This window comes from Streptomyces malaysiense (assembly GCF_000980885.2).
GTDB lineage: Bacteria > Actinomycetota > Actinomycetes > Streptomycetales > Streptomycetaceae > Streptomyces > Streptomyces malaysiense.
Genome location: NZ_LBDA02000056.1, coordinates 88021 through 112867, shown reverse-complemented (window position 1 = coordinate 112867; position 24847 = coordinate 88021). Strand labels below are relative to the sequence as shown.

Genomic DNA, 24847 nt, shown 5'->3' with positions numbered 1-24847 from the left:
GAGTGTGCGGGCGGCGGGGCGACGGGGCCGTGGGCGTTGCGGGGTTCGGGTCAGGGGAAGGGGTGTGGAGCCGGATTGAGGTCGGCGGCCGTCAAGTCGTGCTCGCGCAGGCCCGCTTCGCGCAGCGCGGTGCGCATCCGGGGCATCAGCGGGGCGCGTTGCCGGCTGGTGCCGAAGTCGATCGGGAGCAGGCCGGGTATCAGGACCTTCACGGTGTGCAGACCCGACTCCGCCTGTTCCGGGGAGGTCTGGTCGACCACGACGACGTCGAAGCCGTGCGCGGTGACGGCGGCGACGCACGCCCGCACGTCGGTGCGCAGGTCGGCGGCGGGCGTCAGGGCGCCCGCCCCGGTGGCGAGGGAGGCGAGCGGCACCCGTTCGGCGTCGTCGCGTCCGCGCAGCAGGAAGTCGGTGTGCCGGCCCATCTCGGGCAGCCCGTACAGCAGCGGATGGTCGTGCAGGACCCGGACCTCGCCGAAGTCCCCCGCCATGCGCCGCAGCCGGGGTTCGTCGCGGGCGGTGCGGCGGCGCAGGTTGACCGAGTCGGTGGCGATCTCGCAGAGCCCGCCGGCGAGCGCGGCCTCGGGGTCGAGGGAGGCGCCCGCGCCGAAGCAGAGCAGTCCGGGTCCGCCGTCCACGCGTTCGGCGACGGCGGTCACCACCGGTACCGGGAAAGTGACGCGGGTGTCGAAGAACCGGGCGCGGTAGCCGTACATCGCCAGCCGGTCGACCATGGCGCGGGTCGCGGTCCGGGTGCTGCTCGCCGGGTCGATCTCGGGCAGCCGGAGCCGGCCGAACCAGGCCAGCAGGAAGGCGTCGCGTTCGACGGTCTCCATCAGCCCGTGGTAGACGGCCTCGGTCAGACTGCCCCCGGAGGCACAGCCGTTGGAGCTCTCCTGGACGAAGCGGCGCCGGATGCCGCCGGGCGCGTGGTAGTAGGCGACCACCTCGGGCACGAGGACCGGCCGGTCGTCGCGCAGCGACCAGCCCCACACCCAGTCCACCGGGCGGTCGGGCGCGAAGCGCGGCACCTCGGGGGCGGCGGCGTGGAAGGCGTCGGAGTACAGGCCGGTGACGCGGGGGTCGACGGCGAGGTCCCCGAGGTCGTCGAGGGTCGCGCCGACCACGGTCCGCTTGGCGCGGGCCCGCATGCCGGCGAACCGCTCCAGGCCCTCCAGCACCCCGACGCGGACGCTGCTGCCGTAGGAGCCCGCGTGGCCGCCCCAGTAGCACTCCCGCAGGTAGTCGCCCGAGCGGGTGGTGAAGGCGCCGATCACCGAAGAGGTCGACGCGGAGGCCAGGTCGGGCGCGAAGGAGGGGCCGAGCGCTCCGGTGACGGGGTTGACGAACGCCTCCGGCACCAGGCCGTACGCGGCGAGCGGGCGTGCGCGGAAGTCGTCCGGGTCGTGTTTGGCGGCGGGGTCCAGGGTGATCCTGGCGGCTTCGGCGGTGTCGTCCGCGCGGCTTCCGCAGGACGGGCACTCGCCGTCGGGCACCAGCGCCACCCGGGAGACACACAGAGTCTCCAGGTCCAGCAGCCACACCCATGGGTGCCGGCCGCCCCGGTCCCCGCGGGCGACCGCGGCGACCAGCGTGGCGAGGGCGTCCACGGTGAAGCCTGCCAGCCAGGGCGGGGTCCCGGTGGCCCGGGGCCGGTCGCCCCGTTCCAGCGCGTCCCGCAGATACCCGGCCCGCACCGCCTGCCAGCGGCGCGCGAGGCACCGGGCGCAGCCGGGCACGCCCTCGGCGGGTACGGGGCCGACCACGGCGTGGTGTCCGTACAAACCCACCGGTATCGCGTCCCGGGCGAACTGATCGTCCCCGACGGCGAGTTCGTCCCGGGCGCCGAGCGGGGTCACCGCCGCCGGCGGGGTCCCCGGGCGCCCGGCGAGGGCGGCGGTGAGCGCGGCGCACACCGCGTCCCACGGCCCGGCGGCCGTGGGCGGGGCGGGGTGCGGCGCGGTCTCAGTGGGCACGGCGCGTCCCGCGGGTCAGCACGACACACGACGCGAACAGGGCGCCCGCGGCGAGGTCGGGCGCGGTGACCCGCACCGCGAACGCGTCCCGCCCGGCCGCGGCGAGGCCGTCGAGGACGGCGGACCAGCTGGTCTCCACGGCGGGGGCCGGTACGACGCCGTCGGGGACGAGGGTCGACGCGTCCAGGTCGGCCCACAGCGGGTCTCCGGCGTCGGGCTCGCCCCCGGCGCGGCGCAGTTGCTCGGCGCCGAGCAGATCGCGCAGGGCCTCCAGGACGGCTTCGCGGTACCGCAGCCCGCTGCCGGTGGCCGAGCGCACCTCACCGCCGGCCTCGTCGGTGAACCGGGCGAGCACGACCGGCAGGAGCGGGTGGCCGAGGTCGAGGACTTCGGCCGTGACGCCGAGGTTGCGCGCCGAGCGCAGCAGGAAACGCAGTTCGGGGTCGTCGGCGAGGGTCGCGGGGTCCACGGTGCGCACCGGGTTCGTACGGCGGACCGCGGCGGTCAGCGCGTCGTGGGCCAGCGCGGTGCGCAGGGCGCGGGCGAGCGCGGCCCGGGGGCTGCCCGCGGCGCCGGTGCCGGCGGAGGTCCGTTCGAACAGGCCCGCGTCGTTCCAGCCGCCGAAGGTGCGCAGGGCGCCGGCGGGCACCAGCGCGGTCCTCCCGTCGAGCAGTGAGGTGGCCTCGCCGAAGTGGCCGATCCGGTCGACGGGCACGTCCAGGCCGCTGGAGACGGCGAGTTCGGCGGGGGCCAGGCGGGTCCACTTCCCGGCGGCGGCCTCCAGCGCGGTGGCCGTCAGCACCTGGGGCGGGACGACGTGTTCGACGTACACCTCGGCGGCGCGGAACAGCGCGTTCAGGCGGGCCCCGGCGACATGGTGGACGTCGGCGGCGGACACCTCGCGCGTCCGTCCGGGCGCGAGGCCCAGCCGTACGGTGCCGATCTTGAGAGGAGTCTGTTCCCACTCGTCGTCCGCGTACGCGGTGAAGACGCCGGCCGCCTCGCGGACCAGGACGTCGCGCTCCTCCAGGGCGGTGAGCGCGGCGCGGGCGGCGTCCTCGTCGGCGGCGCCGTCGGCGGGCGTCGCGGCGGCCTCGTCCTCGGGGTGGACGGTGCGCAGGTCGTCGACGCGCTGCGCGCGCTCACCGCCGGGGAGGACGGAGCGGTGCTCACCGTCGGGGAGGGCGGCGCAGTGGGGGCAGCGGGGGTGCGGCAGCAGCGGCTCGGTGAGCACGTCGAGGGAGTCGAGGTCCTGGACCACGAGCTGACCGCGGGTCTCGGCGGGCAGCGCCCCGGTGACCAGGCGGAACACCTCGAAGGCGAGCAGGTTGCCGAGCATCCCGGCGAGCGGGCCGCCGATGAGGGGCGCGGGCGCGCCGAGCGGTGCGCCGGGTGCGACGGACGCCCACAGGTCGGCGCTGTCGGCCGCGTCGGCGCCCGCGCCGAGCCGCAGCGCGGCGCAGCACCAGCAGCCGGTGCGCCCGGCGGTCATCTCGGGGCCGATGACGGCGCGCTCGCCGAAGGTCCACGCGCCGAGCAGCCGGCGACCGGCCGGCACTCCCTCGGTGAGCAGCCGGAGCAGCTGCCGGGAACCGGCGGCGGGAGTCACCAGGACGGTGTCCCAGCCCGCCAGTTCGGCCCAGCCGTACGTGCCGTCCGCGGCCCGCTGGAGGCGGGCGAGCCGGGGGGCGCAGCCCGCCCCGGCGAGGGCCGCGACCTCGGTGTCGATCTCCGCGCTGCCCTCCACCCCGTGCCGTTCGGCCCGCAACTCGCTGTAGGGGGAGTCCTGTTCGGTGATGGCCACGGCGGCGCTGCCGTTGCGCAGCAGGCCGAGCGCGGCCCAGCGGGCCAGGGCGTCGTCACCGAGGACGGCGACCGGGGTGTCGCGGAAGCGCGCGAACCGGCCCCTCGCGTCGTCGGCGTAGTGGTCGAGGTAGTCGAGCTGATGGGCGAAACGCTCGCCGACCTGTGGCCCGAGGGCGTCGTCCGGGGGTGTCGGGCCGGCGTCCCGGGCGAAGCCACGCGCGTAGAGCGCGCGTACGAGTTGGACGACCATGTCGCGCTGCTTGTCCCCCAGCCCCGCGCACAGTTCCTCGACCCGCCGCTCACCGTCGAAGTGCGGCACGATCAGCGTGGCGAAGCGGTACGCGTTGCGGGTACGGAGGTTGAACCCGCCGTGGGCGTTGTGGAAGAGCACACCGTCCGGGGTCCGGGTGTAGAGCACGTCCCGGCGGATGCGGGGCCGCGACTGCGCGATCTCCTCGGGGGAGGCGGGGGCGTGGGGCATGGGCGGGGAGACCTTTCGATGCTCACGGGGAGGGTCGGCCGGCGGCCGGGTCGGACAGGTCCGCCGGCTCGTGCGGTACGGCGGGGGTGCAGGGGAGGCTGGCTCCGGCCGCCTGGACGAAGAGGCGCAGCAGGTCGTGGACGCGGTAGCGGCCGGAGGAGTCCTCCTGGAGGAGTCCGGCGTCCACCAGGGAGCTGAGCACCAGGGCGCCGGGGGCGCCGGCCGATCCCCGTCCGAGTCCCGGGGGCGGCTCGCCGGTCCCGCCGCTCCCGACCGGGAGCGCCGGCGGCAGTCCGCCGGACAGGGGCGCCGCGGCCGGTGCGCCGGGGGCGGTCGTCCCGGTCTGTCCATCGGGTGACTCGCCGCGCAGTACGGCGAGTTGGAGGTCACGCAGTAACGGCCCCGGCTCCACACCGAGTTCCTCGGTGAGGTGGGCGTGGATCCTGCGGTACTCGGCGAGCGCCTCGGCGCGTCGGCCGCAGCGGTACAGCGCTTCGACGAGCAGGGCGGACAGCCCCTCGTGTCCGGGGTGGGCGCGCACGGCCTCGCGGGCTTCGGGGATCAGCTCGCGGTGCCGGCCCAGGCGTAACTCGCCGTCGAACACCCGCTCCACCGCGAGCAGTCGCTCCTCGGCCAGGCGGGGCACGAGGTCCCGGTGGATCTCGTCCGACTGCACGTTCGCCAGCAGGGGCTCGTCCCACAGGCCGAGTGCGGCGCGGGCGAGGCGCAGCGCGGACTCCGGGTCGTCGGCGGCGTAGGAGCGGGCGAGCAGTTCGCGGAAGCGCAGCAGATCGAGGGTGCCGGTGTCGGCGTGCAGCCGGTAGCCGCCGGGCACGGCCTCGATGGCGTGATCGGCGATGCCGTACTTGCCGAAGAGCCGCCGCAGCCGCAGTACGCAGGTGTGCAGCGCCGATCTGCCGCCCGCGGGCGGCCGGTCGCCCCAGACCACGCGCTGGAGCAGCTCGGAGCCGACGACCGCGCCGGGATGGAGCAGCAGGGCGGCGAGGAGCGAGGCGGGGCGGGAGGGTTGGAGTACGACCGTTTCGTGACCGTCGGTGATGGCGAGCAGGCCGAGCACGAGGAACCGGGGTGGACGGGTCCCGGGTGCGGGAGGAGCGCTGTCGGGCGCAGGGGTGCCTGTCTTCACCGTGGCCTTTCAGCGTCGAGGTGGGGGGGCTGGGTCGGGTGCGGTGGGATGCACAACGGCGTTACGTCGGCGCGGCGTTGGGAACACCGCAGACCGCCGGCGTGCCCAAATCCACTACCGAGACGGGAACTTAGATTCGATGATGCGGTGCCGTCCAGTGCCCGGAGGAAAACGTCCGGTGACGCACGAGCGGCTCGAAGGCCGCCGGGGGCCGGGACGTTGGCGATCCGATCGCAAGGGCATACGCTCCGACCAGGTGCGCCGGGCCGCATACCGGGGCACCACGCACCCAGAGGAGGATCCATGCCGTGGTGGGCGCTGATCCCGGTCGTCTCGATGATCACCGGGCCGCTCGCTCTGTACCTCATGACCCGGCGTAAACGCGCCGGGGACAGGGCGGACGAGCGGTACGAGGAGCTCTCGCGGAAGTACACGGCCCTCCTGGAGGAGACCACCTCGGGCGAGCTCCCGAACGGCCGCGACCGCCACCCCGAGTAGCCGGCGCGGGGCGTCATCGATTTCCACGCGGGAACGAGATAACCCGGACCGGCATTCCGAAAGCGAGTTGCGTAACTTCCGCCGCGGCGCGCGGGACGGCGCACGGGCGGCGCGCGGACATTCACGGCGACGAGCGCGCCCCGCGCCGCACCCGGTGAGGTGCGAGGCGGGGCGGCGCACGGTCCGGAGGTGTTCCGCAGCGGCGGTCAGGCCACGGAGGCGATACGCATCCGGATGTCCTGGGGCGACAGGGTGCCCTTCGCGGTGACGTGGTCACCGGAGGACTCGCCGCGCAGCCGGCGGCCGATCCACGGGACCAGGTGCTCGCGGGCCCAGTGCACGTCGTCGCGGCGGACGTCCAGGGTGCCCCGCGGCGGCAGCGGCGGCCACGGCTGCTCGGGGTCGGCCGGGATCTCCAGGCCGAGCGCCTGCCCGGCGCGCAGCGCGACACGGGTGTGCCCCTCGGGCGAGAGGTGCAGCCGGTCGCTGTCCCAGGCGCGGCGGTCCTGCACGGACCTCAGCGACCACAGGTCGAGCACCGGGCAGTCGTACCGGTCGGCGATGGCCCGCACATGCCCGTTGTACGTGGCGATCCTGCCGCGCAGGTGCTTGAGCAGGGGGACGCCCCGGGTGTCGAAGCCGGTGGTCACCAGTACCGTGCCGGCCACCTCGGCGAGCCGCGCCACGGCCGCCTCGAAGCGCTCGGCCACCTCGTCCGGGTCGGTGCCGGGGCGGATGATGTCGTTGCCGCCCGCGCACAGGGAGACCAGGTCCGGGGCGAGTGCGACCGCCTGCGGGACCTGGTCGGCCACGATCTGGTCCAGCAGCTTCCCGCGCACGGCGAGATTGGTGTACTGGAAGTCCCCCTCGGGCCGCCGGTCGGCGAGCAGTACCGCGAACCGGTCGGCCCAGCCCACGAACGCCCCGTCGGGGCCGGGGTCGCCGACGCCCTCGGTGAAGCTGTCCCCCACCGCCACGTACGACCCGATCACTGATCTGCTGTCATTCTTCGAATCGTCTGCCACGTCGGACCATGATTCCTCTCGGGGTGTGACTTACGCGACCGTAGGAAGGGGTTGACGAACGGTGACATGAGCCACTCCGCGAGATTCCCGGTTCCAGGAATACACTCACCGCCAGGGCTGTTGCCGCCCGGACACGCACCCGTCAGGTGCGCCGCAGCCGGACCACCGTCGCGTCCACCGGCCGGGTCGAGGCCCCGCAGCCGCGGCTTCGGCGCGGGTTCGCCGTAGCGCTGCGCCTGGAGCCGGGCGAGGACGGATCTCCTTGTACAGCCGGCCCCATCGGGCGGCCTCGGCCAGTTCCTCCTCGCTCCACCGGCCGAGGTCGCCGCCGAGAAGCGCGGGCCGCCCTCGACCGGGTACTCCTCGCGGCCGTCGAGCGGGGAATCGAAGGGGCGGGGGCCGGGCAGCGGGCGGGCGGCGAGGGCCTCGGCGTCGGCCAGGGTGATCCGCGGCCCCCGGTGCAGATGCGCCGGCTCGTCCCGGGCGGTGGGATGCAGGGCATAGCCGCTGGTGGGGTGCGTCATGGGGTGCGTCAGCAGCCAGGTACGGCCGTCTTTCGCGATGCCCGTCGTCAAGACCTCGCAGTCGCGCCGGAAACGTTCGACGACGCGCATCATGGGCCCGGCGGCCCGCGCTGCCAATGCCTGTGGACAACTCATTGCCCCACGAAACCAATGCCGTATGGTCGACGCAGCGCCCGCCGCGAGTCGTGACGGCGGGAACCGATCGGGAGGAGCCCCCGTGACGCAGCAGGTCCCGTCGACCGAGCCGGAGCTGGCCGGTGTGCGCAATTTCCGCGACGTCGGCGGACTGCCGACCGTGGACGGACGCCGGCTGCGCCAGGGTGTGCTGTTCCGCAGCGGGCACCTGGCGCACGCGACCGCGCAGGACGCTGTCTTCCTCTCCTCCCTGGGCCTGCACACCATCTTCGACTTCCGCAACGCGGCCGACCAGAAGCTGGAGGGCCCGGACGTCGCGCTGCCCGGCGTGCGCAATGTGAACCTGCCGCTGAGCGACCCGGCGGACGGCGCCGAGTTCTGGAAGATGGTCCGCGACGGCGACCTCGACCAGCTGCGCGCGGTGCTGGACGACGGCAAGGGAGCGGCCCGCATGGTGGCCTCGTACCGGTCGACCGTGCGCAACCGCACCGAAGAACACTCCCGGGTGCTGCACGCGATCGCCGAGGACAGCGTGCCGGCGCTGCTGCACTGCGCGGCCGGCAAGGACCGCGCGGGCGTCTCCATAGCCGTCACCCTGCTCGCCGTGGGGGTGGAGCGGGACGCGATCGTGGCCGACTACCTGGAGTCCAACGCCAAGCACCGCCGCTACAAGGTGCAGCGCAGCGGCAGTGCGCAGAGCGCCTACACACCCGAGGTGATGGAGCTGCTCAGCCCGCTCTTCGACGCGCGCGCCGAGTATCTGGCCGCCGCCTTCGAGAGCATCGAGGAGACCTGGGGCGGCGTGGACCGCTATCTGGAGGAGGGACTGCGGCTGGCTCCCGAGACGCGGGAGCGGCTGCGGGCGCGGCTGGTGGACTGACCCGTCGGTCCCGTCCGGTGCGCGCCCGCCCGGTGCGCGGGCGCGGGCTCAGCCCTTGCCGCCGATCGCGAACAGCAGATAGAGGAACGCGGCCAGGAGGTGCCCGAAGGCGATGTAGATGATCAGCCGGACCCACAGGGATCGGGGGAACTTGGTCTCCAGGTCGCTCATGGCAGCTCTCCGTTCAGGTGCCCCAGGCACAGCGCGGCCGTGGGGCTCTGCAGCAGGGTGTGGACGAACAGCAGTTCCACGCCGTCGGGGTCCTCGGCGGCGAGGCGGTGCGGGGTGAGCGAGTCGAAGTGGGCGCTGTCGCCGGGGGCGAGCAGATGCGTGGCGTCGCCGAGGCGCAGCCGCAGCCGTCCCTTGAGGACGTAGAGCCACTCCTCGCCGGGGTGGACGCGCACTATGTCGCCCTGCGCGCCGTACGGCGCGTGCACCCGCAGGGCCTGCATCCCGCGGCCGGGGGCGCCGGCCTGGAAGTAGGTCCAGCCGGCGGCCCGGCTCGGGTCCATGTCGGCGGCCCGGACGATCGCGTCGCGGTCGGCGACCCGCTCACCGAGGAGTTCGGAGACCGTCGTACCGTAGATACGGGCGAGCGCGAGCAGCATCGGCAGCGAGGGCTGCCGCTGCCCGGTCTCCAGCCGGGACAGGTGGGCCGGTGAGAGTCCGGCGTCCCGGGCCGCGGCCTCCAGGGTGAGGCCGGCCCGTCGGCGCAGTGCGCGCAGTTGCGGCGCGACGGCGGGCAGTTCGCCGCCCTGGCCCGCCGCGGGCGAAGCGGCATCTGAGGCGTTCATGCCTCTATTCAGCGCCATTCTTGCCCATAGGGCAATTTTCTTGCCTCTGAGGCAAAAGCGCGGGCTGCTACGATCGCATCCAGCTTTTGAACACGTTCAAAGCATGGGGGTTCGCATGCCCGACCACATCACGCCGAGCCGGAACGACTCGCCGGCCACGCTCCTCGGTCCCACCGCGCTCGTCCTGGGCGCCGTCTCCGCCGTGGGGATCTGCCCGTTGCTCATGCTGTTCCCGCTGACCGAACTCGCGGGTGCGCTCGCCCTCACCTTCGGCCTCGCGGGTGTCCACCACGCCCGGCGGGGACTCGGCAGGATGTGGCCGGCCGCCACCGGAACCGTTCTCGGCGCGGCCGGCTTCCTCTGCCCCTGGATCCTCCTCGTGGGCTCCGCCTGACCGGTCAGCGGTTGGCGACCGCCTGCTTGATCAGGGTCCGGCCGAAGTCCCACATCAGGCCGCCGCCGCTGTGCGCGTCGTCCATGACCGCGGTGAAGCCCCGGACGAACCGGTCCACGTCGGCCTCGTCGAAGACGAGCGGCGGAATCAGCTTGATGACTTCGAGGTGGTCACCGGAGACCTGGGTGAGGATCCGGTGCCGCTGGAGCAGCGGCACGACGACCATCTGGGCGAACAGGCCCTTGCGGGCGGCCTGGAGCATGGCCCAGCGGCTGCGCAGCCTCAGCGAGGACGGCCTGCCGAACTCGATGCCGATCATCAGGCCCCGGCCGCGGACGTCGGACAGCAGCTCGTACTTGTCGATCAGCTCGGTGAGCCGGGACTTCAGCAGGTCGCCCGTGGTCCGCACGCCCGCGACGATCTGCTCGTTCTCCATGACCGACAGCACGGCGAGCCCGCACGCCATCGCCTGGGCGTTGGCGCCGAAGCTCGCCGAGTGGACCAGGACGCGGTCCATGGACGAGTAGACCTTCTTGAAGATCCAGTCCTTGCCGAGGGTCGCGCCGACCGGGACGTACCCGCCGGACAGGGCCTTGGCGACGCACACCAGGTCCGGTTCCACGCCGTCCTCGTGCTGGTAGGCGTAGAAGTCGCCGGTGCGGCCGAGACCGGTCTGCACCTCGTCCGCGATCAGCAGGGCCTTGTGCCTGCGCAACAGCTCCTGCGCGGCGCGCAGATAGCCGGGCGGCGCCTCGTGCACGCCCTTGCCCTGGACCGGCTCCACGATCAGCGCGGCCACGTCGCCCTTCCTCAGCTCCCGTGCCAGGGCGTCGAGATCACCGAGGGGTACGGCGGTGTCGGGCAGCAGCGGGGCGAAGCCGTCGCGGAAGCCTTTCTCCCCGTTGACGGACAGCGAGCCCGTGGTCAGCCCGTGGAAGGCGTGCTCGCAGTACAGGACGCGCGGCCGGCCGGTGGCGTAGCGGGCGAACTTCAGGGCCGTCTCGACCGCCTCGGTGCCGCTGTTGCCGAAGAACACCCGGTCCAGGTGCGGGCTGTGGGCGAGCAGCCGCTCGGCGAGCAGTCCGGGCAGCGGCTGGCAGTCGAACCGGGTGAGGTCGGCGAGGTCCAGGTCGAGGACGTCGTGCAGGGCCTTGCGGACGACCGGGTGATGGCGGCCGAGGCCCATCACCCCGAATCCGGCGAGCATGTCCAGGTGGTCGTTGCCCTCGGCGTCGAAGAAGTGGGCGCCCTCGGCGCGCTCGTAGACCTTGTCGAAGCCGATGGTGTGCAGCATGCGCGGGAGCTGCGGGTTGAGGTACTTCGCATGCAGCTCGTAGCGCTCGGCTCCGCGCTCGGCGAGCAGGGCGCCGAGGTCGAACTCGATGGTCATTCACTCTCCTTGACGGTGCCGTCGACATCCTTGACGGCCAGGCTCGCTGAAATACGTCCGGCGATCTCCACCGGGGTGAGACCGATGTCGGCCAGTACCTCACCGCGCTTGGCGTGCGGCAGGAACTGGTCCGGGATGCCGAACTGCCGTACCGGTACGTCCACTCCGGCGTCCCGGAGGGCCTGGGCGACGGCCGAACCGACGCCGGAGGCGCGGCTGTTGTCCTCCACGACGGCCACCAGCCGGTGCGCCGAGGCCAGTTGCGGCAGGGCCGGATCGACCGGCTTGATCCACCGGGGGTCGACCACCGTGCACCCGGTGCCGCCCTCCGCGAGGAGTTCCGCCGCGCCGAGGCACACCGGCGCCATCACGCCGACGGCGACCAGCAGCACCCTCGCCCGCTCCGCGCGGTGCAGCACGTCCATGCCGCCCACCCGGCCGAGGGCCGGGATGTCCGGGCCCACGTCCTCCTTCGGGAACCGCAGCACGGTCGGCGCGTCGTCCACGGCCACCGCCTCCCGCAACTGGGCGCGCAGCCGGGTCGCGTCGCGCGGGGCGGCGATCCGCAGGCCGGGCACCACCTGGAGCAGCGACATGTCCCACATGCCGTTGTGGGAGGCGCCGTCGGGACCGGTGACGCCCGCCCGGTCGAGGACGAAGGTGACCCCGCAGCGGTGCAGGGCGACATCCATCAGCACCTGGTCGAAGGCACGGTTGAGGAAGGTGGCGTAGAGGGCGACGACCGGGTGCAGTCCGGCGGTGGCGAGCCCGGCGGCCGAGGTGACCGCGTGCTGTTCGGCGATGCCCACGTCCCACACCCGGTCCGGGAAGCGTTCGGCGAAGGCCCCGAGGCCGACCGGGTGCAGCATCGCGGCGGTGAGCGCGACGACGTCCGCGCGCTCCTCGCCGATCCGCACGATCTCCTCGCCGAACACCGAGGTCCAGGACCGTCCGCCGGAGACGGCGAGCGGTGCGCAGGTCGCCGGGTCCATGACACCGATGGCGTGGAAGCGGTCCAACTCGTCGGCGAGCGCGGGCTCGTAGCCGCGGCCCTTCTCGGTCAGGCAGTGCACCAGGACGGGCCCGTGGAAGCCCTTGGCGCGGCGCAGCGCGGACTCGACCGCCCCGATGTCGTGCCCGTCGACCGGGCCGACGTACTTCAGACCCAGGTCCTCGAAGAGCCCCTGGGGTGCGAAGGCGTCCTTGAAGCCCTTCTTGGCGCCGTGCAGGGACTCGTAGAGGGGCGCGCCGACGACAGGGGTCCGGTGCAGGACCTCCTTGCCCCAGGCGAGCACCTTCTCGTAGCCGTCGGTGGTGCGCAGGGTGGCGAGATGGTCGGCGAGCCCGCCGATGGTGGGCGCGTAGGAGCGCGCGTTGTCGTTGACGACGATGATCAGCGGCCGGTCCGGGGCGTCCGCGATGTTGTTCAGCGCCTCCCAGGCCATGCCGCCGGTCAGCGCGCCGTCCCCGACGACGGCGACCACATGGCTCCGCTCCCCCCTCAGCTCGCGCGCCTTGGCGAGGCCGTCGGCCCAGCCGAGCGCGGTGGAGGCGTGGCTGTTCTCGATGACGTCGTGCTCGGACTCCTCACGCGCCGGGTAGCCGGACAGACCGCCCTTGCCGCGCAGCTTGGAGAAGTCCTGACGGCCTGTCAGCAGTTTGTGTACGTAGGACTGATGGCCGGTGTCCCAGAGGATCCGGTCGACCGGCGACTCGAAGACCCGGTGCAGGGCGATGGTCAGCTCCACCACGCCCAGGTTGGGCCCGAGATGACCGCCGGTGCGCGAGACCGCTCGCACCAGGAACTCGCGTATCTCCTCGGCCAGTTCGCCGATTTCCGCTCCGGACAGCCCCTTCAGGTCACGCGGCTGCCGGATCGTCTCCAGAATCGTCACGTCCGTGGCCCCCTCTCGCTCCGTGCAGTTACGTGGACTCACTTGATCCGCTCGGCGAGCCGCTGCGCCTCCTCGATCAGGGTCTCGACGATCCGGGATTCCGGGACGGTCCGCACGACCTGCCCCTTGACGAAGATCTGCCCCTTTCCGTTGCCCGAGGCAACTCCCAGATCGGCCTCACGGGCCTCCCCCGGGCCGTTGGCCACACGGCCCGTCACCGCCACCCGCAACGGCACTTCGAGGCCGTCCAGTCCCGCCGCGACCTCGTCCGCGAGCCGGTAGACGTCCACCCGGGCGCGGCCGCAGGAGGGGCAGGAGACGATCTCCAGCCACCACGATGTCGGACGTACGGGTCGTCGTCATCGACCGGACCGGGACGGGGGCCCCGCCCCCGACCGCCACCGGCCCGACGTGGATCTCCCGCGACCGCCGCCGCGGGGCCGCCTGCCGGGCCGGCACCTCGGGAACGCCCAAGGGTACGGCGGTCATCACCTACTCCCGGTTTCCCGAGACCGTCTCCCGCATGGCCCGCAGCGACTCCTTCAGGGAGCCCATGGTGGCGAGTACGGCGGTGGGCTCGTAGCCGCAGTGCGCCATGCAGTTGGCGCAGCGCGGGTCCTTGCCCCGGCCGTACTTGTCCCAGTCGGTGTCCTCCACCAGCTCCCGGTACGTCGGCACGTACCCGTCGCTCATCAGGTAGCAGGGGCGCTGCCAGCCGAAGAGGGAGTAGTTCGGGATCGCCCACGCGGTGCACGGGAAGTCGACCCTGCCCTCCAGGAAGTCCAGGAAGAGCGGGGAGTGGTTGAGCCGCCACTTCTTGCGGTTGCCGCCCGAGAACGCCTTCTTGAAGAGCTCCCGGGTCTGCTCCACACCGAGGAAGTGCTCCTGGTCCGGGGCCTTCTCGTAGGCGTAGGCGGGCGAGATCATCATCTCGTCCACCTTCAGGTCGTCGTTGAGGAAGTTGAGCACCTCGACGACGGTCTGCGGGGTGTCGGTGTTGAAGAAGGTGGAGTTGGTGGTCACCCGGAAGCCGCGCCGCTTGGCCTCCTTGATGGCCGCCACCGCCTCGTCGAACACGCCTTCCTTGGCCACGGACTCGTCGTGCCGCTCACGCAGCCCGTCGATGTGCACGGCGAAGGCGAAGTAGGGCGAGGGGGTGAACTTCTCCATCTTCTTGCGCAGCAGCATCGCGTTGGTGCACAGGAAGACGTACTTCCTCCTGGCCACCAACTGGCGCACGATCTCGTCGATCTGAGGGTGCATCAGGGGCTCGCCGCCGGCGATGGAGACCATCGGCGCGCCCGATTCGAGCACCGCGCCCACCGCCTGGGCGACCGGCATGCGCTGCTTGAGCACCCCGGCCGGATGCTGGATCTTGCCGCAGCCCTCGCACTTGAGGTTGCACGCGAAGAGCGGTTCGAGCTCGACGATGAGCGGGAACTTGTCCCGCTTGCGGAGCTTCTGTTCGGCCAGGTATGTAGCGACCTTGATGGACTGACGCAACGGCATGGCCATCTGGGCTCACCTCCGGGGGAGCAGCAAAGAACGGTGCCATTCGAAATATGCGGGAAGTACGGAACGGAGAACGCGAAACGCTGATATTCCACCGCGTATCGTGCCGATCCGGACGAGTTCGTGTTCGGGAGCGTCGACGACCACCCGGACGGCGGCGACCGGGCGTTCGCCCGCGGTCACGGCGCTGAGCAGGGTGGCCGCGGACTCCATGTCGACGGCGATCGCGCCGGTCGCGCGCAGGGCGGACCGTTCGGGGCCGCGGACGACATGATCGGAGCCGGTGAGCGGGCCGGTGTGGACCGTGCGGCCGGGCAGCAGCCGCGCGAGTTCCTTCACCAGCAGTTCGGTGCCCGCGCACGGGACGGTCCCGTGCGGGTCCCGGGTCTCCTCGGCGACCACCAGGTCACCGGGGTGCATGCCGGGTGCGAGACCCGCGCAGAAACCGGTGGCCACCACGGCGGCCCCGGTGAGCGCGGGCCGGGCCAGGTACCGGGTGAGGGAGCGCTGCGCCGCCCGCGGCCCCATCCCGGTACGGACGAACGTGACCGGCCCGCCGGCCCCGCCGCGGTCGCCCGAGCGCAGGGCGAGGTGCTCGATGCCGAGCGCGCAGGCGATCAGCAGCGGGGCCGGGGCGGGCTGGACGTTCACATCAGCTCCCCTTGGCCTCGGAGAGCGCCGGCCCGGCGGACTTGGCCTCCACGGGCCGCGGCCGGGGGGTCCGGGCGAGCAGCTGCCGCTCGAAGGGGTCGCCGTGCAGATAGCGGCCGAGCGCGGTGAGCGGGAACACCTGCCGGTACAGGTGGTAGTTGATGGAGAAGTCCCAGGGGAAGCCGGTGCCGGTGAAGTAGGGTTCGTCCCAGCTGCCGTCCTCGCGCTGGGTGGCCGCGAGCCACTGGACGCCCCGCTCGACGGTCTTGGAGTCCTTCTCCCCCGCCGCGAGCAGCGCCATCAGCGCCCACGCGGTCTGCGAGGGGGTGGAGGCGCCCCGGCCGGCCCATTCCCTGGCGTGCCGGTAGGAGCGCAGGTCCTCGCCCCAGCCGCCGTCGTCGTTCTGCACCGACTCCAGCCAGGTCACCGCCCGCCGGATCGCCGGGTGCGAGCCGGGCAGTCCGGCCGCGGTCAGTGCCGGGACCACCGACCCGGTGCCGTAGATGTAGTTGACGCCCCAGCGGCCGAACCACGCGCCGTTCGGCTCCTGTTCGGCCAGCAGCCAGGCGATGCCACGCCGGGTGCGCGGGTCGTGGGAGAGGCCCTCGGCGGCGAGCATCTCCACCACGTGGGCGGTGACGTCCGCGGAGGGCGGGTCGATGACCTCGCCGAAGTCGCAGAACGGCAGCCGGTTGGGGAACGGGCTGGTGTTGTCGACGTCGAAGGCGCCCCACGCGCCGTTCTTCGACTGCATGCCGAGGTTCCAGCGCACCGCGCGCCCGATCGCCCGGTCCGTCCGCTCCGGGTCGTGGTGCCGGATCCGGCGCAGCGCGAGGGAGACCTCGGCGGTGTCGTCGATGTCCGGGTAGTTGTCGTTGTGGAACTCGAACGCCCATCCGCCCGGCGGGAGCTGGGGACGCTTGACCGCCCAGTCGCCGGGCCGGACGATCTCCTCGCCGAGCAACCAGTCGGCGGCCTTGACCAGTTGGGGGTGGTCGGCGGGCAGACCGGCGTCGACCAGCGCGATGGCGGCGAGGCAGGTGTCCCACACCGGGGACTGGCAGGCCTCGATCATCCGGGCACCGTCCTCGCGCCAGACGGCGAACCGGTCCAGGGAGGCCAGCCCCTCGCGCAGCACGGGGTGTTCGAGGTCGTAGCCGAGCAGGTGCAGGGCGATGACCGAGTACACGGCCGGGGGCTGGATGCCGCCCCAGCAGCCGTCGTTCTCCTGCCGCTCGATGATCCAGCGGGCGGCGGCGTTCATCGCGGCCTTGCGCAGCCGGCGCGGGACGACCCTGCGCAGTTGCTGGAGCGCCTTGTCCAGGCGCTGGAAGGCCCCGTCCCACGTGTTCGCCGGCTCAAGAGGCCTGGCCGGGTTCGGGTCCGCCGGGTCGGTGTGCAGTTCGTCCAGCGGAAAGGGGGCGGGGCGCACCGGGCGCTTCGCGGAGACGATGGTGAGCGGCACGATCGTCTGCCGGGCCCAGCACCCGAAGTCGTAGATGTTCAGCGGCATCCAGCCGGGGAACCAGATCAGTTCCGGGGGCATCTCCGGCAGGTCTTCCCATCTCCACCAGCCGAACAGGGCGAGCCAGATGCGGGTGAAGACCCGGGCTGAAGCGATGCCGCCACGCTCGCGGATCCAGGCGGAGGCCCTTGCCATGTGCGGGGCCTCGGGCGCGTCGCCTGCCAGGCGCAGGGCGACGTACGCCTCGATGGTGGTGGACAGCTCGCCGGGGCCGCCCCAGAAGGTGGCCCAGGTGCCGTCCTCGCGCTGCTCGCCGCGGATGAACCTCGCGGCGGCCTGGGTGGTCCTCTCCTCCTGGATCCCCAGGAACTGGCGGAGGAGCAGGTCCTCGGCGTCCATGGTGACGTTGGTCTCCAGGTCGCCCTTCCACCAGCCCTCGGCGTCCTGCCGGGAGAGCAGGAAGTCGGTGGCGCGGCGGGCGGCCCGTGCGGCGGCTTCCGGGACCCCGGCCGTCTCGGGGGTGGTGAGGGTGGTGTCGCTGGCCGCGGCAGCGCGGGACGGCAAGGTGGCCCCGGTGCTTCCGTCGGTCGTCGCTGTCATGGCTTCCCCTTCGTACAGTCGTGCGAGACGTGCTGCTGTGGGTCCGCCGTCGGCCGGTGTGCGTCCTGTCGCGCCACCGGCCGGCGACTACGCGAGGCTTGTTCGACCGATAGTGATCATCTCTTCCGTACGACGACGAAGTCGGCGAGGGCCGTGAAGGCGGCCCGCACCCGGTCCGGCATGGCGACCGCGTCCAGGGCGCTGACGGCGATGGTGTGCTGGCGGCGCGCCTCCTCGGCGGTCCAGTCGCGGCCGCCCGCCTCCTCGATGAGGGCGGCACGGGCCGCGAACTCCTCCTCGGAGAAGTTCTCGAAGTCGCTGCTCTTGGCGTCGGCGGCGAGGATCTCGCCCAGCCGCTCGGAGGCGGGTCCGCCGGCCGCGAGCGCGGCGACCACCGGCAGCGACTTCTTGCGCTGGCGCAGGTCGCTCCAGGTCTGCTTGCCGGTGGCCTCCGGGTCGCCCCAGATGCCGAGCAGGTCGTCCACGGCCTGGAAGGCGAGGCCGAGGTGGTAGCCGTAGCGCTCCAGCGCGTCGGCGGTGGCGTCGTCGGCGCCGCCGAGGACCGCACCGATGGAGGAGGCGCAGGCGAGCAGCGCGCCGGTCTTGTTGCCCTCCATCTCCAGGCACTCCTCGACGCTGACGCGGTCGCGGTGCTCGTAGGAGATGTCCTGGGCCTGACCGTCGATCAGGGCGCGGGTCGCGGTGGTCAGCCGGCGGGTGGCGCGGCCGGCCTCGACCGAACCGAGCTCCAGCAGCACCTCGTTGGCCAGCGCGAACAGGGCGTCGCCGACCAGGATGGCCTGGGCGGGTCCGTGCACCTTCCAGACCGTGTCGCGGTGGCGGCGCTGCTCGTCGCCGTCCATCAGGTCGTCGTGCAGCAGCGAGAAGTTGTGGACCAGTTCGACGGCGACGGCGCCCGGGACGCCGGTCTCCGGCGCGCTGCCGGTGACCTCGGCGGAGAGCACGGCGAGCGCGGGGCGCACGGCCTTGCCGCCGTCCCCGTCGGCCGGGTTGCCGGCGGCGTCGATCCAGCCGAAGTGGTAGGCGGCGACGGTGTCCATGGGAGGAGCGAGGCGGTCGACGGCCGCACGCAGGACCGGCGTGGCCAGGGTCCGTCCGCGCTCCAGCAGCGCGGTGACGTCCACCGCGGTCTCCGTCGAGGCCGGGGGCACAGTGGGCACAGTCTCTCCTCTTGTTGCGGTACCGAAGGTGCGGGGGCCCGCCGCCGGCTGCCGATGAGGCATCAGGCCGCCTCCTCGAAGGCGAAGAGACGGCTCGGGCGGGGCCGGCCCAGGGCGCGGAGCGCGGCGTCGGCCGCGCTCACTCCGCTGCGGACCGCACTCTCCATGGTCGCGGGCCACCCGGTGGCGGTCCACGCTCCGGCCAGGTACAGGCCGGATGCCTTGGTGCGGGCGCCGGGGCGCAGACGCCCGACGCCGGGGGCGGGCGCGAACGTCGCCGTGCGCTCCCGGGTCACGAAGAAGTCCCGGATCACGGCGTCGCGCGTTCCCGGAATGAGTTTCTCCAGCTCCGGGACGTAGCGCTCGCGGAGCCGTGCGACGGGGAGGTCGATGTCGTCCCGCGCGGCCGACTGGGACAGCGCGAGGTACTGGCCCGAGCGCAGTCCGGAGGCGTGGGTGCGGTCGAAGACCCACTGCACGGGGGTGCCGAGGGCGGCGAAGAAGGGCCGCGCGAGCACCTCGCGGTCGTACACCACGTGCACGTTGAGGATGGGGGCGGTGCCGATCTCCAGCAGCCGCTCGGGGGCGTCGACGGCGCCGGGCGGCAGCAGTCCGTGCGCCTCGCGCTGGGGTACGGCGAGGACGACGGCGTCGGTTTCGACACGCTCGCCGGGAACCTCGACGCGCCAGCCGCCGTTCTCCATGGCGGAGACGGAGGTGACGCGTGAACGGACCTCGGTACGCACGCCCGCGGAGTCGAGCGCCCTGCGCGCCAGCCGGTCGTGCAGTTCGCCCAGCGGGACGTGGGCCCAGCCGATGTCGGCCGCTCCCGGGTCGGAGAGCAGACCGGTCTTGAACACCATCGCGGCGAGCCCCAGCGAGGACTCCCCCGCGACCGCGTTGAGGGTGGCGACCCCGACCAGGTCCCACAGGGCCTCGATGGCACGCGCCGACTGGCCGTGGGCGGCCAGCCAGCTGCCGAAGTCCTGGGTGTCCAGGGCCGGATCGGCGAGGTCGAGATCCCTCAGCGCGAGCGCGGCCCGCCCGACGGAGGCGCGCTCGGCGAGCGAGAGGTGCGGGTAGGCGGCCAGGCCGCGCCCCAGATGCAGGGGTACGGGCAGCGGGTCGCGCCGCAGCCGGCCGAGCCGCCGGCCCTCGGGCTTGGCGAGGTCCACGACGGGCACGTCCAGGCGGTCCTGAATCGGTGCCAGCGCCGCGCCGCCGATCCGGTCGAGGAACCAGCGGTAGGCGGTGCAGCAGCGCAGGTACACGTGCTGACCGTTGTCGACGGTCAGTTCGCCGCGCCGGAAGGAGAAGGCGAGGCCGCCCAGCCTGGGCCGCGCTTCGAGCAGGGTGACGCGAACGCCCGCGTCGGCGAGGGCGAGCGCCGCGGTGACGCCGGCGAGGCCGCCGCCGATCACGACGGCGCCGCGTGCCGCGCCCGCGGGGGTGCGCTGTCCCGGTGCGGGGCGTGCGCCGTCGCTCATGGTGCGTCCTTCCGTGCGTGCCGGCCGTGCTGCTTGAACGGTGCACGTACGGTCGTCGCAGTCAGGGACGCCACGCCGTGGCGCGGGGTTGCCCGGCCGAAGTCACCTGGTCCGGTGAGGTCCATCAGACGCGCCTCCCGACGGACCGCCCGGCGCCGTGACGGGTGACCTGCCGGGTGTCGAGGCCGGACAGACCGCGCACCGCGACGTACGCCTTCTCGTGGCCGGGCAGCGAGACCCGGCCGCGCAGCACGGCCTCGGGGTCGCGCGCGATGCGGTCGAGGAGGCGGCGGTAGATGCCGGCCATGGCGGCGACGCAGGCGCCGCTGCGCCGGTCGAGCATGGGCAGCAGCTGGTAGCCCTCGGCGAAGAGGGCGCGGGCGCGGCGGACCTCGTAGTGCACGAGGCCGGCGAAGTCGGAGCCCTCCGGCGGCGTGGGCCGCTCGAACCCGGCGGAGCAGCCGAACTTGGCCAGGTCGTCGGCGGGCAGATAGGTACGGCCGCCCTGGGCGTCCTCGCGGACGTCCCGGAGGATGTTGGTGAGCTGGAGCGCGAGCCCGAGCGTGTCGGCGTACTCGGCGGCGCGCTCGGCGCCGCCGGCGCCCGGTTCGGTGCCGAACACGCCGAGCGAGAGGCGGCCGATGGCACCGGCGACACACCGGCAGTAGACCTTCAGGTCGTCCCAGGTCTCGTAGGTCTCCCCGCGCGTGTCCATCTCGACGCCGTCGATCAGCTCGTCCAGGCCGCCGAGCGGGATCGGGAAGGCCTCGGCGGCGTGCGTGAGGGCGACGGCCACCGGGTCGGTGTCGTCCTCCTCGACGCGGCCCTCCCGGATCCGGGCGAGCAGGGCCCGGGTCTCCTTGAGCCGCGCCACCTTCACGTCGTCGGCCAGATCGCCGTCGCCGATGTCGTCGACACGCCGTGAGAACGCGTACAGCGCCGACATGGCGCGCCGCTTCGGTGTGGGCAGCAGCCTGATGCCGTACGCGAAGTTACGGGCCTGCTGTCCGGTCACCGTCTCGCAGTAGCGGTAGGCGGCGAGCACCGGTGCGGACACGTGCGACGCAGACTCCACGGTCCGGATCACCCCTCTCCTCGCAGAATCACGCCCGCCTCACGCAGCAACTGGACCTTGCCTGGTTTGGGCGGGCCGGGAAGTACGTCGTATTCGGCGGCGGCGATCGCGCGGACCGCCGCCCTTCCCCCCGCCACGAACCCTGCGAGCAGCAGCTTCAACCTGCCGTGGACGCTACCCACCAGGGGGGCGCCTTCATTCAGCAGATCGCGGGCGCGTTGCGCTTCGTATGCAACCAGGGCGCGCATCGGTGCGCCCGCGGTTTTCGCGGACAGATCCGTTTCCGTGACGTGGAAGCGCTTCATGTCCTCGGCCGGAATGTAGATCCGGTCGCGGCCGAAGTCCTCGGCGACGTCCTGGAGGTGTTCCACGATCTGCAGCGCGGTGCAGATCGCGTCGGACAGACGGATCCGCTCGGGGGTCGAGGTGCCGGTGACGGCGAGGACGAGGCGGCCGACGGGGTTGGCGGACAGTTCGCAGTAGGCGAGGAGGTCGTCGTACGTCTCGTACCGGGAGACGAGCTGGTCCTGGCGGTTGGCGGCGATCAGGCCGAGGAACGGCTCGGGGGTGAGCGCCCGGCGCCGTACGACGGGCTGGAGCCGGCGCAGCAGGGGATGGCCCGGGGTGCCGTCGAAGACCCGGCGCAGGTCGGCCTCGAAGGCGTCGAGCAGCAGCAGCCGGTCGCCGGCCTCGGTGGCCGACACGCCGAGCAGTTCGGCGTCGGCTCCGCCGGGGGCGAGGTCGCCGTCTCCGATGTCGTCGACCAGCCGGGCGAAGCCGTAGACCGCCATGAGGTCGTCGCGCCAGGCGCGGGGCAGGAAGAAGGGGGCCACGGGGAAGTTCTCGCTCGCGGCCTTGTCGAGGGTGGCGCGTTCCGGGTCCGGCGCCGTTCTGGTGCCCGTCATCGGGCGACGCCCTGGGCGGCAACGGCACATGCTGCGTTGAGCTGGGGAGTTTCCGTAGCCATTGCCGTCACATCTCCCGTTCTACACTGCCGACCCAATACACACTATTTCGGACACGCCGCCCGGCAATTAGCGGGGCGTGATCCGGCGCGGGATGTCGCGCATTATCGCCCCACTTGCCGCTTTCCGGCACCGGTACAGCTTACGTTGTACAACGCATCGAGGTTCGAGGGGGTGTCCCGCAGATCACAACAACACACCGATCGGCGTCAAGATTCCTGACAGCCTTGGGAGTTGACGGTTCCTTTGCGGACGCGGGGCCCCGCCGGAAGGTCGCCGGCGGGGCCCTGGCCGAAACAGTTCACTTGCCCGTGAACTTCTCGTACTCCTTGAGCACCTCTTCGGTCGGCCCGTCCATGCGCAGCTCGCCGCGCTCCAGCCACAGCACGCGGTTGCAGGTGTCACGGATGGACTTGTTGTTGTGGCTGACCAGAAAGACCGTACCGGCCTCCTTGCGCAGTTCCCGGATGCGTTCCTCGGAGCGCTTCTGGAACTTCCGGTCACCGGTGGCGAGGGCCTCGTCGATCATGAGGACGTCGTGGTCCTTGGCGGCGGCGATCGAGAAACGCAGCCGCGCGGCCATACCGGAGGAGTAGGTGCGCATCGGCAGGGTGATGAAGTCGCCCTTCTCGTTGATCCCCGAGAAGTCGACGATGCCCTGGTAGCGCTCCTTGATCTGCTCGCGCGACATGCCCATGGCGAGACCGCCCAGGATGACGTTGCGCTCGCCGGTCAGGTCGTTCATCAGGGCCGCGTTCACGCCCAGCAGGGAGGGCTGGCCGTCGGTGTACACCCTGCCCTTCTCCGCGGGCAGCAGCCCGGCGATGGCGCGCAGCAGGGTGGACTTGCCGGAGCCGTTGGAGCCGATCAGACCGATGGCCTCGCCGCGGTAGGAGACGAAGGAGACCCCGCGCACGGCGTGCACCTTGCGCACCCCGCGCTCCTCGCCGCGCTTGAGGATCCGGCTGAGGGCGGCCGTCGCGCTGCCCTTGCCGGTCTTGGCGCCGTTGACCCGGTAGACGATGTGCAGATCGTCCGCGATGACCGTCGGGCGGCGCTCACCGGTCTCCGTGGTGCCCTGCTGGGGGTTCTGCTCGGCGTTCTGCTCAGCCACGGCCGTACCGCTCCTCCGCCTTCCAGAAGTACACGAAGCCGCCGGCGAAGACCGCCACGGCCCAGAACACCGCGATCGCCCACACGTGCGGGGGCAGGTTCGAGGCGCCGTAGCCGTCGATCAGCGCGAAACGCATCAGGTCCATGTAGATCGCGGCCGGATTGACCTGGAGCAGCCGCACCGCCCACTCCGGGCGGTCCGTCATCATCGCGCTGATGGAGAACATCACACCGGAGGTGTACATCCAGGTGCGCAGCACGAACGGCATCAGCTGCGCCATGTCCGGCGTCTTGGCGCCCATGCGGGCCACGATCAGCGCGAGGCCGGTGTTGAACAGGAACTGGAGCGCCAGCACCGGCACGATCAGCAGCCAGGACATGCCGGGGTAGCTGCCGAAACCGATCGCCACGATGAACAGCACGATCATCGAGAACAGCAGCTGCTGGAGCTGCTGGAGCGAGAAGGAGACGGGCAGCGAGGCACGCGGGAAGTGCAGGGCGCGCACGAGGCCGAGGTTCCCGGAGATGGCGCGCACGCCCGACATGACCGAACTCTGCGTGAAGGTGAACACGAAGACGCCGGTGACCAGGAACGGGATGTACACGTCAGGGGACAGGCCGCGGCTGGCGTGCAGGATGACACCGAAGATGAAGTAGTACACGGCCGCGTTCAGCAGCGGGGTGGCGACCTGCCACAGCTGGCCGAGCTTGGCCTGGCTGTACTGCGCCGTCAGCTTCGCCTGCGAGAAGGCGAGGATGAAGTGGCGCCGGCTCCACAGCTGACGGACGTACTCCACCAGCGAGGGGCGGGCGCCGCTGACGGCGAGCCCGTACCTGGCGGCCAGCTCGGCCGGCGTCAGCCCCTCGTCGGGCGCCGGTATCGCGCCCACCGCGACACCGGCGTCATGCGTTGTGTGACTCACGAGTAAGAACCCGGACTCTCTCAGTAAGAAGCTTGCTGTTCAGGTAAGAAGCTTCTCAGATGACCGGAGGACGGCCCAGCCGGGTGAGCCGCCAGACCGTGCGCCAGCGCATCGGACGGCGCGGGCCGCAGGACGTGGTCCAGCCTTCCTTGAAGCCGCCGAACCAGGCCGCGAGGGCAGGACGCGAGGGGCGGCGGGCCAGCGTGAGCAGCAGCCAGACGCCCAGGTAGACGGGTACCAGCGGGGCCGGGAGGTTGCGCCGGGCGAGCCAGACACGGTTGCGGGCCACCATGCGGTGGTAGACGGCGTGCCGCGAGGGCGCGGTCGTCGGGTGGAACAGCACCATGTCGGAGCGGTAGTCGATCAGCCAGCCGGCGTTCAGCGCCCGCCAGGCCAGATCGGTCTCCTCATGGGCGTAGAAGAACTCGTCGGGCAGCCCGCCTACCTCGGCGAACACCTTGGTGCGCACCGCGTTGGCGCCGCCCAGGAAGGTGGTCACCCGCGAGGAGCGCATCGGGTCCGAGGCCCGCAGCCGGGGCACGTGGCGGCGCTGGGTCTCGCCGGTCTCGGGATCGGCGATGCGGAAGCTGATGATGCCCAGCTCCGGATCGGCGGCGAACGCCCGGCGGCACAGCTCGGCGGTGTCGTGCCGGGCGAGCAGGCCGTCGTCGTCCAGGAAGAGCAGGATGTCGACGTCCTGGCCGCCGGGGCCGAACGCCTCGATGCCGACGTTGCGGCCGCCCGGGATGCCCAGGTTCTCCGGCAGCTCGACGGTGCGCACGCCCTCGGGGACGTCGGGCACCGGGGAGCCGTTGCCGACGACCACCACCTCGACTCGGTCACCGTCCTGCTCGGCGACCGAGTCGAGCAGGGCCCGCAGTTCCTCGGGCCGGTTGCCCATGGTGATGACGACGGCGCCGACCCGCATGG

22 protein-coding genes and 2 pseudogenes are annotated in these 24847 nt (G+C 72.5%); 3 read left to right on the top strand and 21 right to left on the bottom strand.

Features of this window, described 5'->3' with window-relative positions; translation table 11 throughout:
• Positions 1-50: 50 nt before the first annotated feature.
• The 3 genes from VT52_RS23995 to VT52_RS23985 are packed head-to-tail and all read right to left on the bottom strand — an operon-like array spanning position 51 to position 5341.
• Positions 51-1976, bottom strand: coding sequence for a TOMM precursor leader peptide-binding protein (locus VT52_RS23995; protein ID WP_053055556.1), 1926 nt, complete (start codon positions 1974-1976; stop codon positions 51-53).
• Positions 1966-4263 carry a TOMM precursor leader peptide-binding protein gene (locus tag VT52_RS23990; RefSeq protein WP_046422921.1) on the bottom strand — a complete coding sequence of 766 codons (2298 nt, stop codon included), beginning with the start codon at positions 4261-4263 and terminating at the stop codon, positions 1966-1968. The genes VT52_RS23995 and VT52_RS23990 overlap by 11 nt, the downstream gene beginning before the upstream one ends.
• A 22-nt stretch (positions 4264-4285) precedes the next feature.
• Positions 4286-5341 carry an AfsR/SARP family transcriptional regulator gene (locus VT52_RS23985; RefSeq protein ID WP_053055555.1) on the bottom strand — a complete coding sequence of 352 codons (1056 nt, stop codon included), beginning with the start codon at positions 5339-5341 and terminating at the stop codon, positions 4286-4288.
• A 372-nt stretch (positions 5342-5713) separates the two neighbouring features.
• Here VT52_RS23985 and VT52_RS23980 point away from each other — a divergent pair, with 372 nt between their 5' ends.
• Positions 5714-5908 carry a hypothetical protein gene (locus VT52_RS23980; RefSeq protein ID WP_046422919.1) on the top strand — a complete coding sequence of 65 codons (195 nt, stop codon included), beginning with the start codon at positions 5714-5716 and terminating at the stop codon, positions 5906-5908.
• Between the two features lie 206 nt (positions 5909-6114).
• On the opposite strand, the gene VT52_RS23975 is transcribed toward VT52_RS23980, so the two are convergent.
• Together VT52_RS23975 and VT52_RS38935 are read right to left on the bottom strand one after the other, a co-directional pair.
• On the bottom strand, positions 6115-6900 hold the full coding sequence (locus VT52_RS23975) for an SGNH/GDSL hydrolase family protein (protein ID WP_046422917.1): 786 nt from the start codon (positions 6898-6900) through the stop codon (positions 6115-6117).
• 365 nt (positions 6901-7265) lie between these two features.
• Positions 7266-7547 (bottom strand): annotated as a pseudogene (locus VT52_RS38935) (hypothetical protein); the annotation flags it as partial.
• A 127-nt stretch (positions 7548-7674) separates the two neighbouring features.
• On the opposite strand from VT52_RS38935, the gene VT52_RS23970 reads away from it, so the two are divergent.
• Positions 7675-8472 (top strand): tyrosine-protein phosphatase, encoded by a 798-nt coding sequence (locus VT52_RS23970; RefSeq protein WP_046422915.1) that lies wholly within the window; start codon positions 7675-7677, stop codon positions 8470-8472.
• 48 nt (positions 8473-8520) lie between these two features.
• Here the strand turns inward: VT52_RS23970 and VT52_RS23965 are convergent, their stop codons facing one another.
• Together VT52_RS23965 and VT52_RS23960 are read right to left on the bottom strand one after the other, a co-directional pair.
• Positions 8521-8643 carry a DUF6126 family protein gene (locus VT52_RS23965; RefSeq protein ID WP_046422914.1) on the bottom strand — a complete coding sequence of 41 codons (123 nt, stop codon included), beginning with the start codon at positions 8641-8643 and terminating at the stop codon, positions 8521-8523.
• The gene (locus VT52_RS23960; protein WP_046422912.1) at positions 8640-9266 is read right to left on the bottom strand and encodes a helix-turn-helix domain-containing protein; all 627 of its coding nucleotides are present in this window, start codon (positions 9264-9266) and stop codon (positions 8640-8642) included. Before VT52_RS23960 ends, VT52_RS23965 begins: the two co-directional genes overlap by 4 nt.
• Before the next feature lie 103 nt (positions 9267-9369).
• On the opposite strand from VT52_RS23960, the gene VT52_RS23955 reads away from it, so the two are divergent.
• Positions 9370-9660 carry a hypothetical protein gene (locus VT52_RS23955; protein WP_046422910.1) on the top strand — a complete coding sequence of 97 codons (291 nt, stop codon included), beginning with the start codon at positions 9370-9372 and terminating at the stop codon, positions 9658-9660.
• A 4-nt stretch (positions 9661-9664) separates the two neighbouring features.
• On the opposite strand, the gene VT52_RS23950 is transcribed toward VT52_RS23955, so the two are convergent.
• The 14 genes and pseudogenes from VT52_RS23950 to VT52_RS23890 all read right to left on the bottom strand — a co-directional run bounded on the left by VT52_RS23950 (position 9665) and on the right by VT52_RS23890 (position 24845).
• Complete coding sequence (locus VT52_RS23950; RefSeq protein ID WP_046422908.1) at positions 9665-11050, bottom strand: aspartate aminotransferase family protein; 1386 nt, start codon at positions 11048-11050, stop codon at positions 9665-9667.
• Positions 11047-12945, bottom strand: a complete 1899-nt coding sequence (dxs, locus tag VT52_RS23945; RefSeq protein ID WP_046422906.1) for a 1-deoxy-D-xylulose-5-phosphate synthase — start codon at positions 12943-12945, stop codon at positions 11047-11049. Before dxs ends, VT52_RS23950 begins: the two co-directional genes overlap by 4 nt.
• 38 nt (positions 12946-12983) lie before the next feature.
• Positions 12984-13274: pseudogene (locus VT52_RS23940) on the bottom strand (flavodoxin-dependent (E)-4-hydroxy-3-methylbut-2-enyl-diphosphate synthase); the annotation flags it as partial.
• A gap of 163 nt (positions 13275-13437) precedes the next feature.
• Positions 13438-14460 carry an adenosyl-hopene transferase HpnH gene (gene hpnH / locus VT52_RS23935; protein ID WP_046422902.1) on the bottom strand — a complete coding sequence of 341 codons (1023 nt, stop codon included), beginning with the start codon at positions 14458-14460 and terminating at the stop codon, positions 13438-13440.
• Positions 14461-14466: 6 nt separating this feature from the next.
• Complete coding sequence (locus VT52_RS23930) at positions 14467-15108, bottom strand: phosphorylase family protein (protein WP_046422900.1); 642 nt, start codon at positions 15106-15108, stop codon at positions 14467-14469.
• A gap of 1 nt (position 15109) precedes the next feature.
• The gene (gene shc, locus VT52_RS23925) at positions 15110-17173 is read right to left on the bottom strand and encodes a squalene--hopene cyclase (RefSeq protein WP_046422899.1); all 2064 of its coding nucleotides are present in this window, start codon (positions 17171-17173) and stop codon (positions 15110-15112) included.
• A gap of 116 nt (positions 17174-17289) precedes the next feature.
• Positions 17290-18417, bottom strand: a complete 1128-nt coding sequence (locus tag VT52_RS23920) for a polyprenyl synthetase family protein (RefSeq protein WP_107481420.1) — start codon at positions 18415-18417, stop codon at positions 17290-17292.
• Positions 18417-19841, bottom strand: a complete 1425-nt coding sequence (gene hpnE, locus VT52_RS23915; RefSeq protein WP_046422896.1) for a hydroxysqualene dehydroxylase HpnE — start codon at positions 19839-19841, stop codon at positions 18417-18419. The genes VT52_RS23920 and hpnE overlap by 1 nt, the downstream gene beginning before the upstream one ends.
• Entirely contained in the window at positions 19838-19966 is a 129-nt protein-coding gene (locus VT52_RS39755; protein ID WP_420856299.1) for a DUF6380 family protein, read from the bottom strand. The genes hpnE and VT52_RS39755 overlap by 4 nt, the downstream gene beginning before the upstream one ends.
• The gene (gene hpnD, locus VT52_RS23910) at positions 19966-20928 is read right to left on the bottom strand and encodes a presqualene diphosphate synthase HpnD (RefSeq protein ID WP_046422894.1); all 963 of its coding nucleotides are present in this window, start codon (positions 20926-20928) and stop codon (positions 19966-19968) included. Before hpnD ends, VT52_RS39755 begins: the two co-directional genes overlap by 1 nt.
• Positions 20925-21821 (bottom strand): squalene synthase HpnC, encoded by an 897-nt coding sequence (gene hpnC, locus VT52_RS23905; RefSeq protein WP_046422893.1) that lies wholly within the window; start codon positions 21819-21821, stop codon positions 20925-20927. The genes hpnD and hpnC overlap by 4 nt, the downstream gene beginning before the upstream one ends.
• Before the next feature lie 361 nt (positions 21822-22182).
• The gene (locus VT52_RS23900) at positions 22183-22995 is read right to left on the bottom strand and encodes an ABC transporter ATP-binding protein (RefSeq protein WP_079175222.1); all 813 of its coding nucleotides are present in this window, start codon (positions 22993-22995) and stop codon (positions 22183-22185) included.
• Complete coding sequence (locus VT52_RS23895; protein ID WP_046422892.1) at positions 22988-23917, bottom strand: ABC transporter permease; 930 nt, start codon at positions 23915-23917, stop codon at positions 22988-22990. The genes VT52_RS23900 and VT52_RS23895 overlap by 8 nt, the downstream gene beginning before the upstream one ends.
• 55 nt (positions 23918-23972) lie before the next feature.
• The gene (locus VT52_RS23890; protein WP_420856300.1) at positions 23973-24845 is read right to left on the bottom strand and encodes a glycosyltransferase family 2 protein; all 873 of its coding nucleotides are present in this window, start codon (positions 24843-24845) and stop codon (positions 23973-23975) included.
• Positions 24846-24847 lie beyond the last annotated feature (2 nt).

What these genes read in the sequence shown, in the direction of transcription:
- hpnE (WP_046422896.1), bottom strand. Translation starts at nt 19,841, where the DNA reads ATGAGCGACGGCGCACGCCCCGCACCGGGACAGCGCACCCCCGCGGGC.
- shc (WP_046422899.1), bottom strand. Translation starts at nt 17,173, where the DNA reads ATGACAGCGACGACCGACGGAAGCACCGGGGCCACCTTGCCGTCCCGC.
- VT52_RS23990 (WP_046422921.1), bottom strand. Translation starts at nt 4,263, where the DNA reads ATGCCCCACGCCCCCGCCTCCCCCGAGGAGATCGCGCAGTCGCGGCCC.
- VT52_RS23980 (WP_046422919.1), top strand. Translation starts at nt 5,714, where the DNA reads ATGCCGTGGTGGGCGCTGATCCCGGTCGTCTCGATGATCACCGGGCCG.
- VT52_RS23960 (WP_046422912.1), bottom strand. Translation starts at nt 9,266, where the DNA reads ATGAACGCCTCAGATGCCGCTTCGCCCGCGGCGGGCCAGGGCGGCGAA.
- hpnH (WP_046422902.1), bottom strand. Translation starts at nt 14,460, where the DNA reads ATGGCCATGCCGTTGCGTCAGTCCATCAAGGTCGCTACATACCTGGCC.
- VT52_RS23890 (WP_420856300.1), bottom strand. Translation starts at nt 24,845, where the DNA reads ATGCGGGTCGGCGCCGTCGTCATCACCATGGGCAACCGGCCCGAGGAA.
- VT52_RS23950 (WP_046422908.1), bottom strand. Translation starts at nt 11,050, where the DNA reads ATGACCATCGAGTTCGACCTCGGCGCCCTGCTCGCCGAGCGCGGAGCC.
- VT52_RS23920 (WP_107481420.1), bottom strand. Translation starts at nt 18,417, where the DNA reads ATGCCTCATCGGCAGCCGGCGGCGGGCCCCCGCACCTTCGGTACCGCA.
- VT52_RS39755 (WP_420856299.1), bottom strand. Translation starts at nt 19,966, where the DNA reads ATGGACCTCACCGGACCAGGTGACTTCGGCCGGGCAACCCCGCGCCAC.
- VT52_RS23955 (WP_046422910.1), top strand. Translation starts at nt 9,370, where the DNA reads ATGGGGGTTCGCATGCCCGACCACATCACGCCGAGCCGGAACGACTCG.
- hpnC (WP_046422893.1), bottom strand. Translation starts at nt 21,821, where the DNA reads ATGACGGGCACCAGAACGGCGCCGGACCCGGAACGCGCCACCCTCGAC.
- VT52_RS23965 (WP_046422914.1), bottom strand. Translation starts at nt 8,643, where the DNA reads ATGAGCGACCTGGAGACCAAGTTCCCCCGATCCCTGTGGGTCCGGCTG.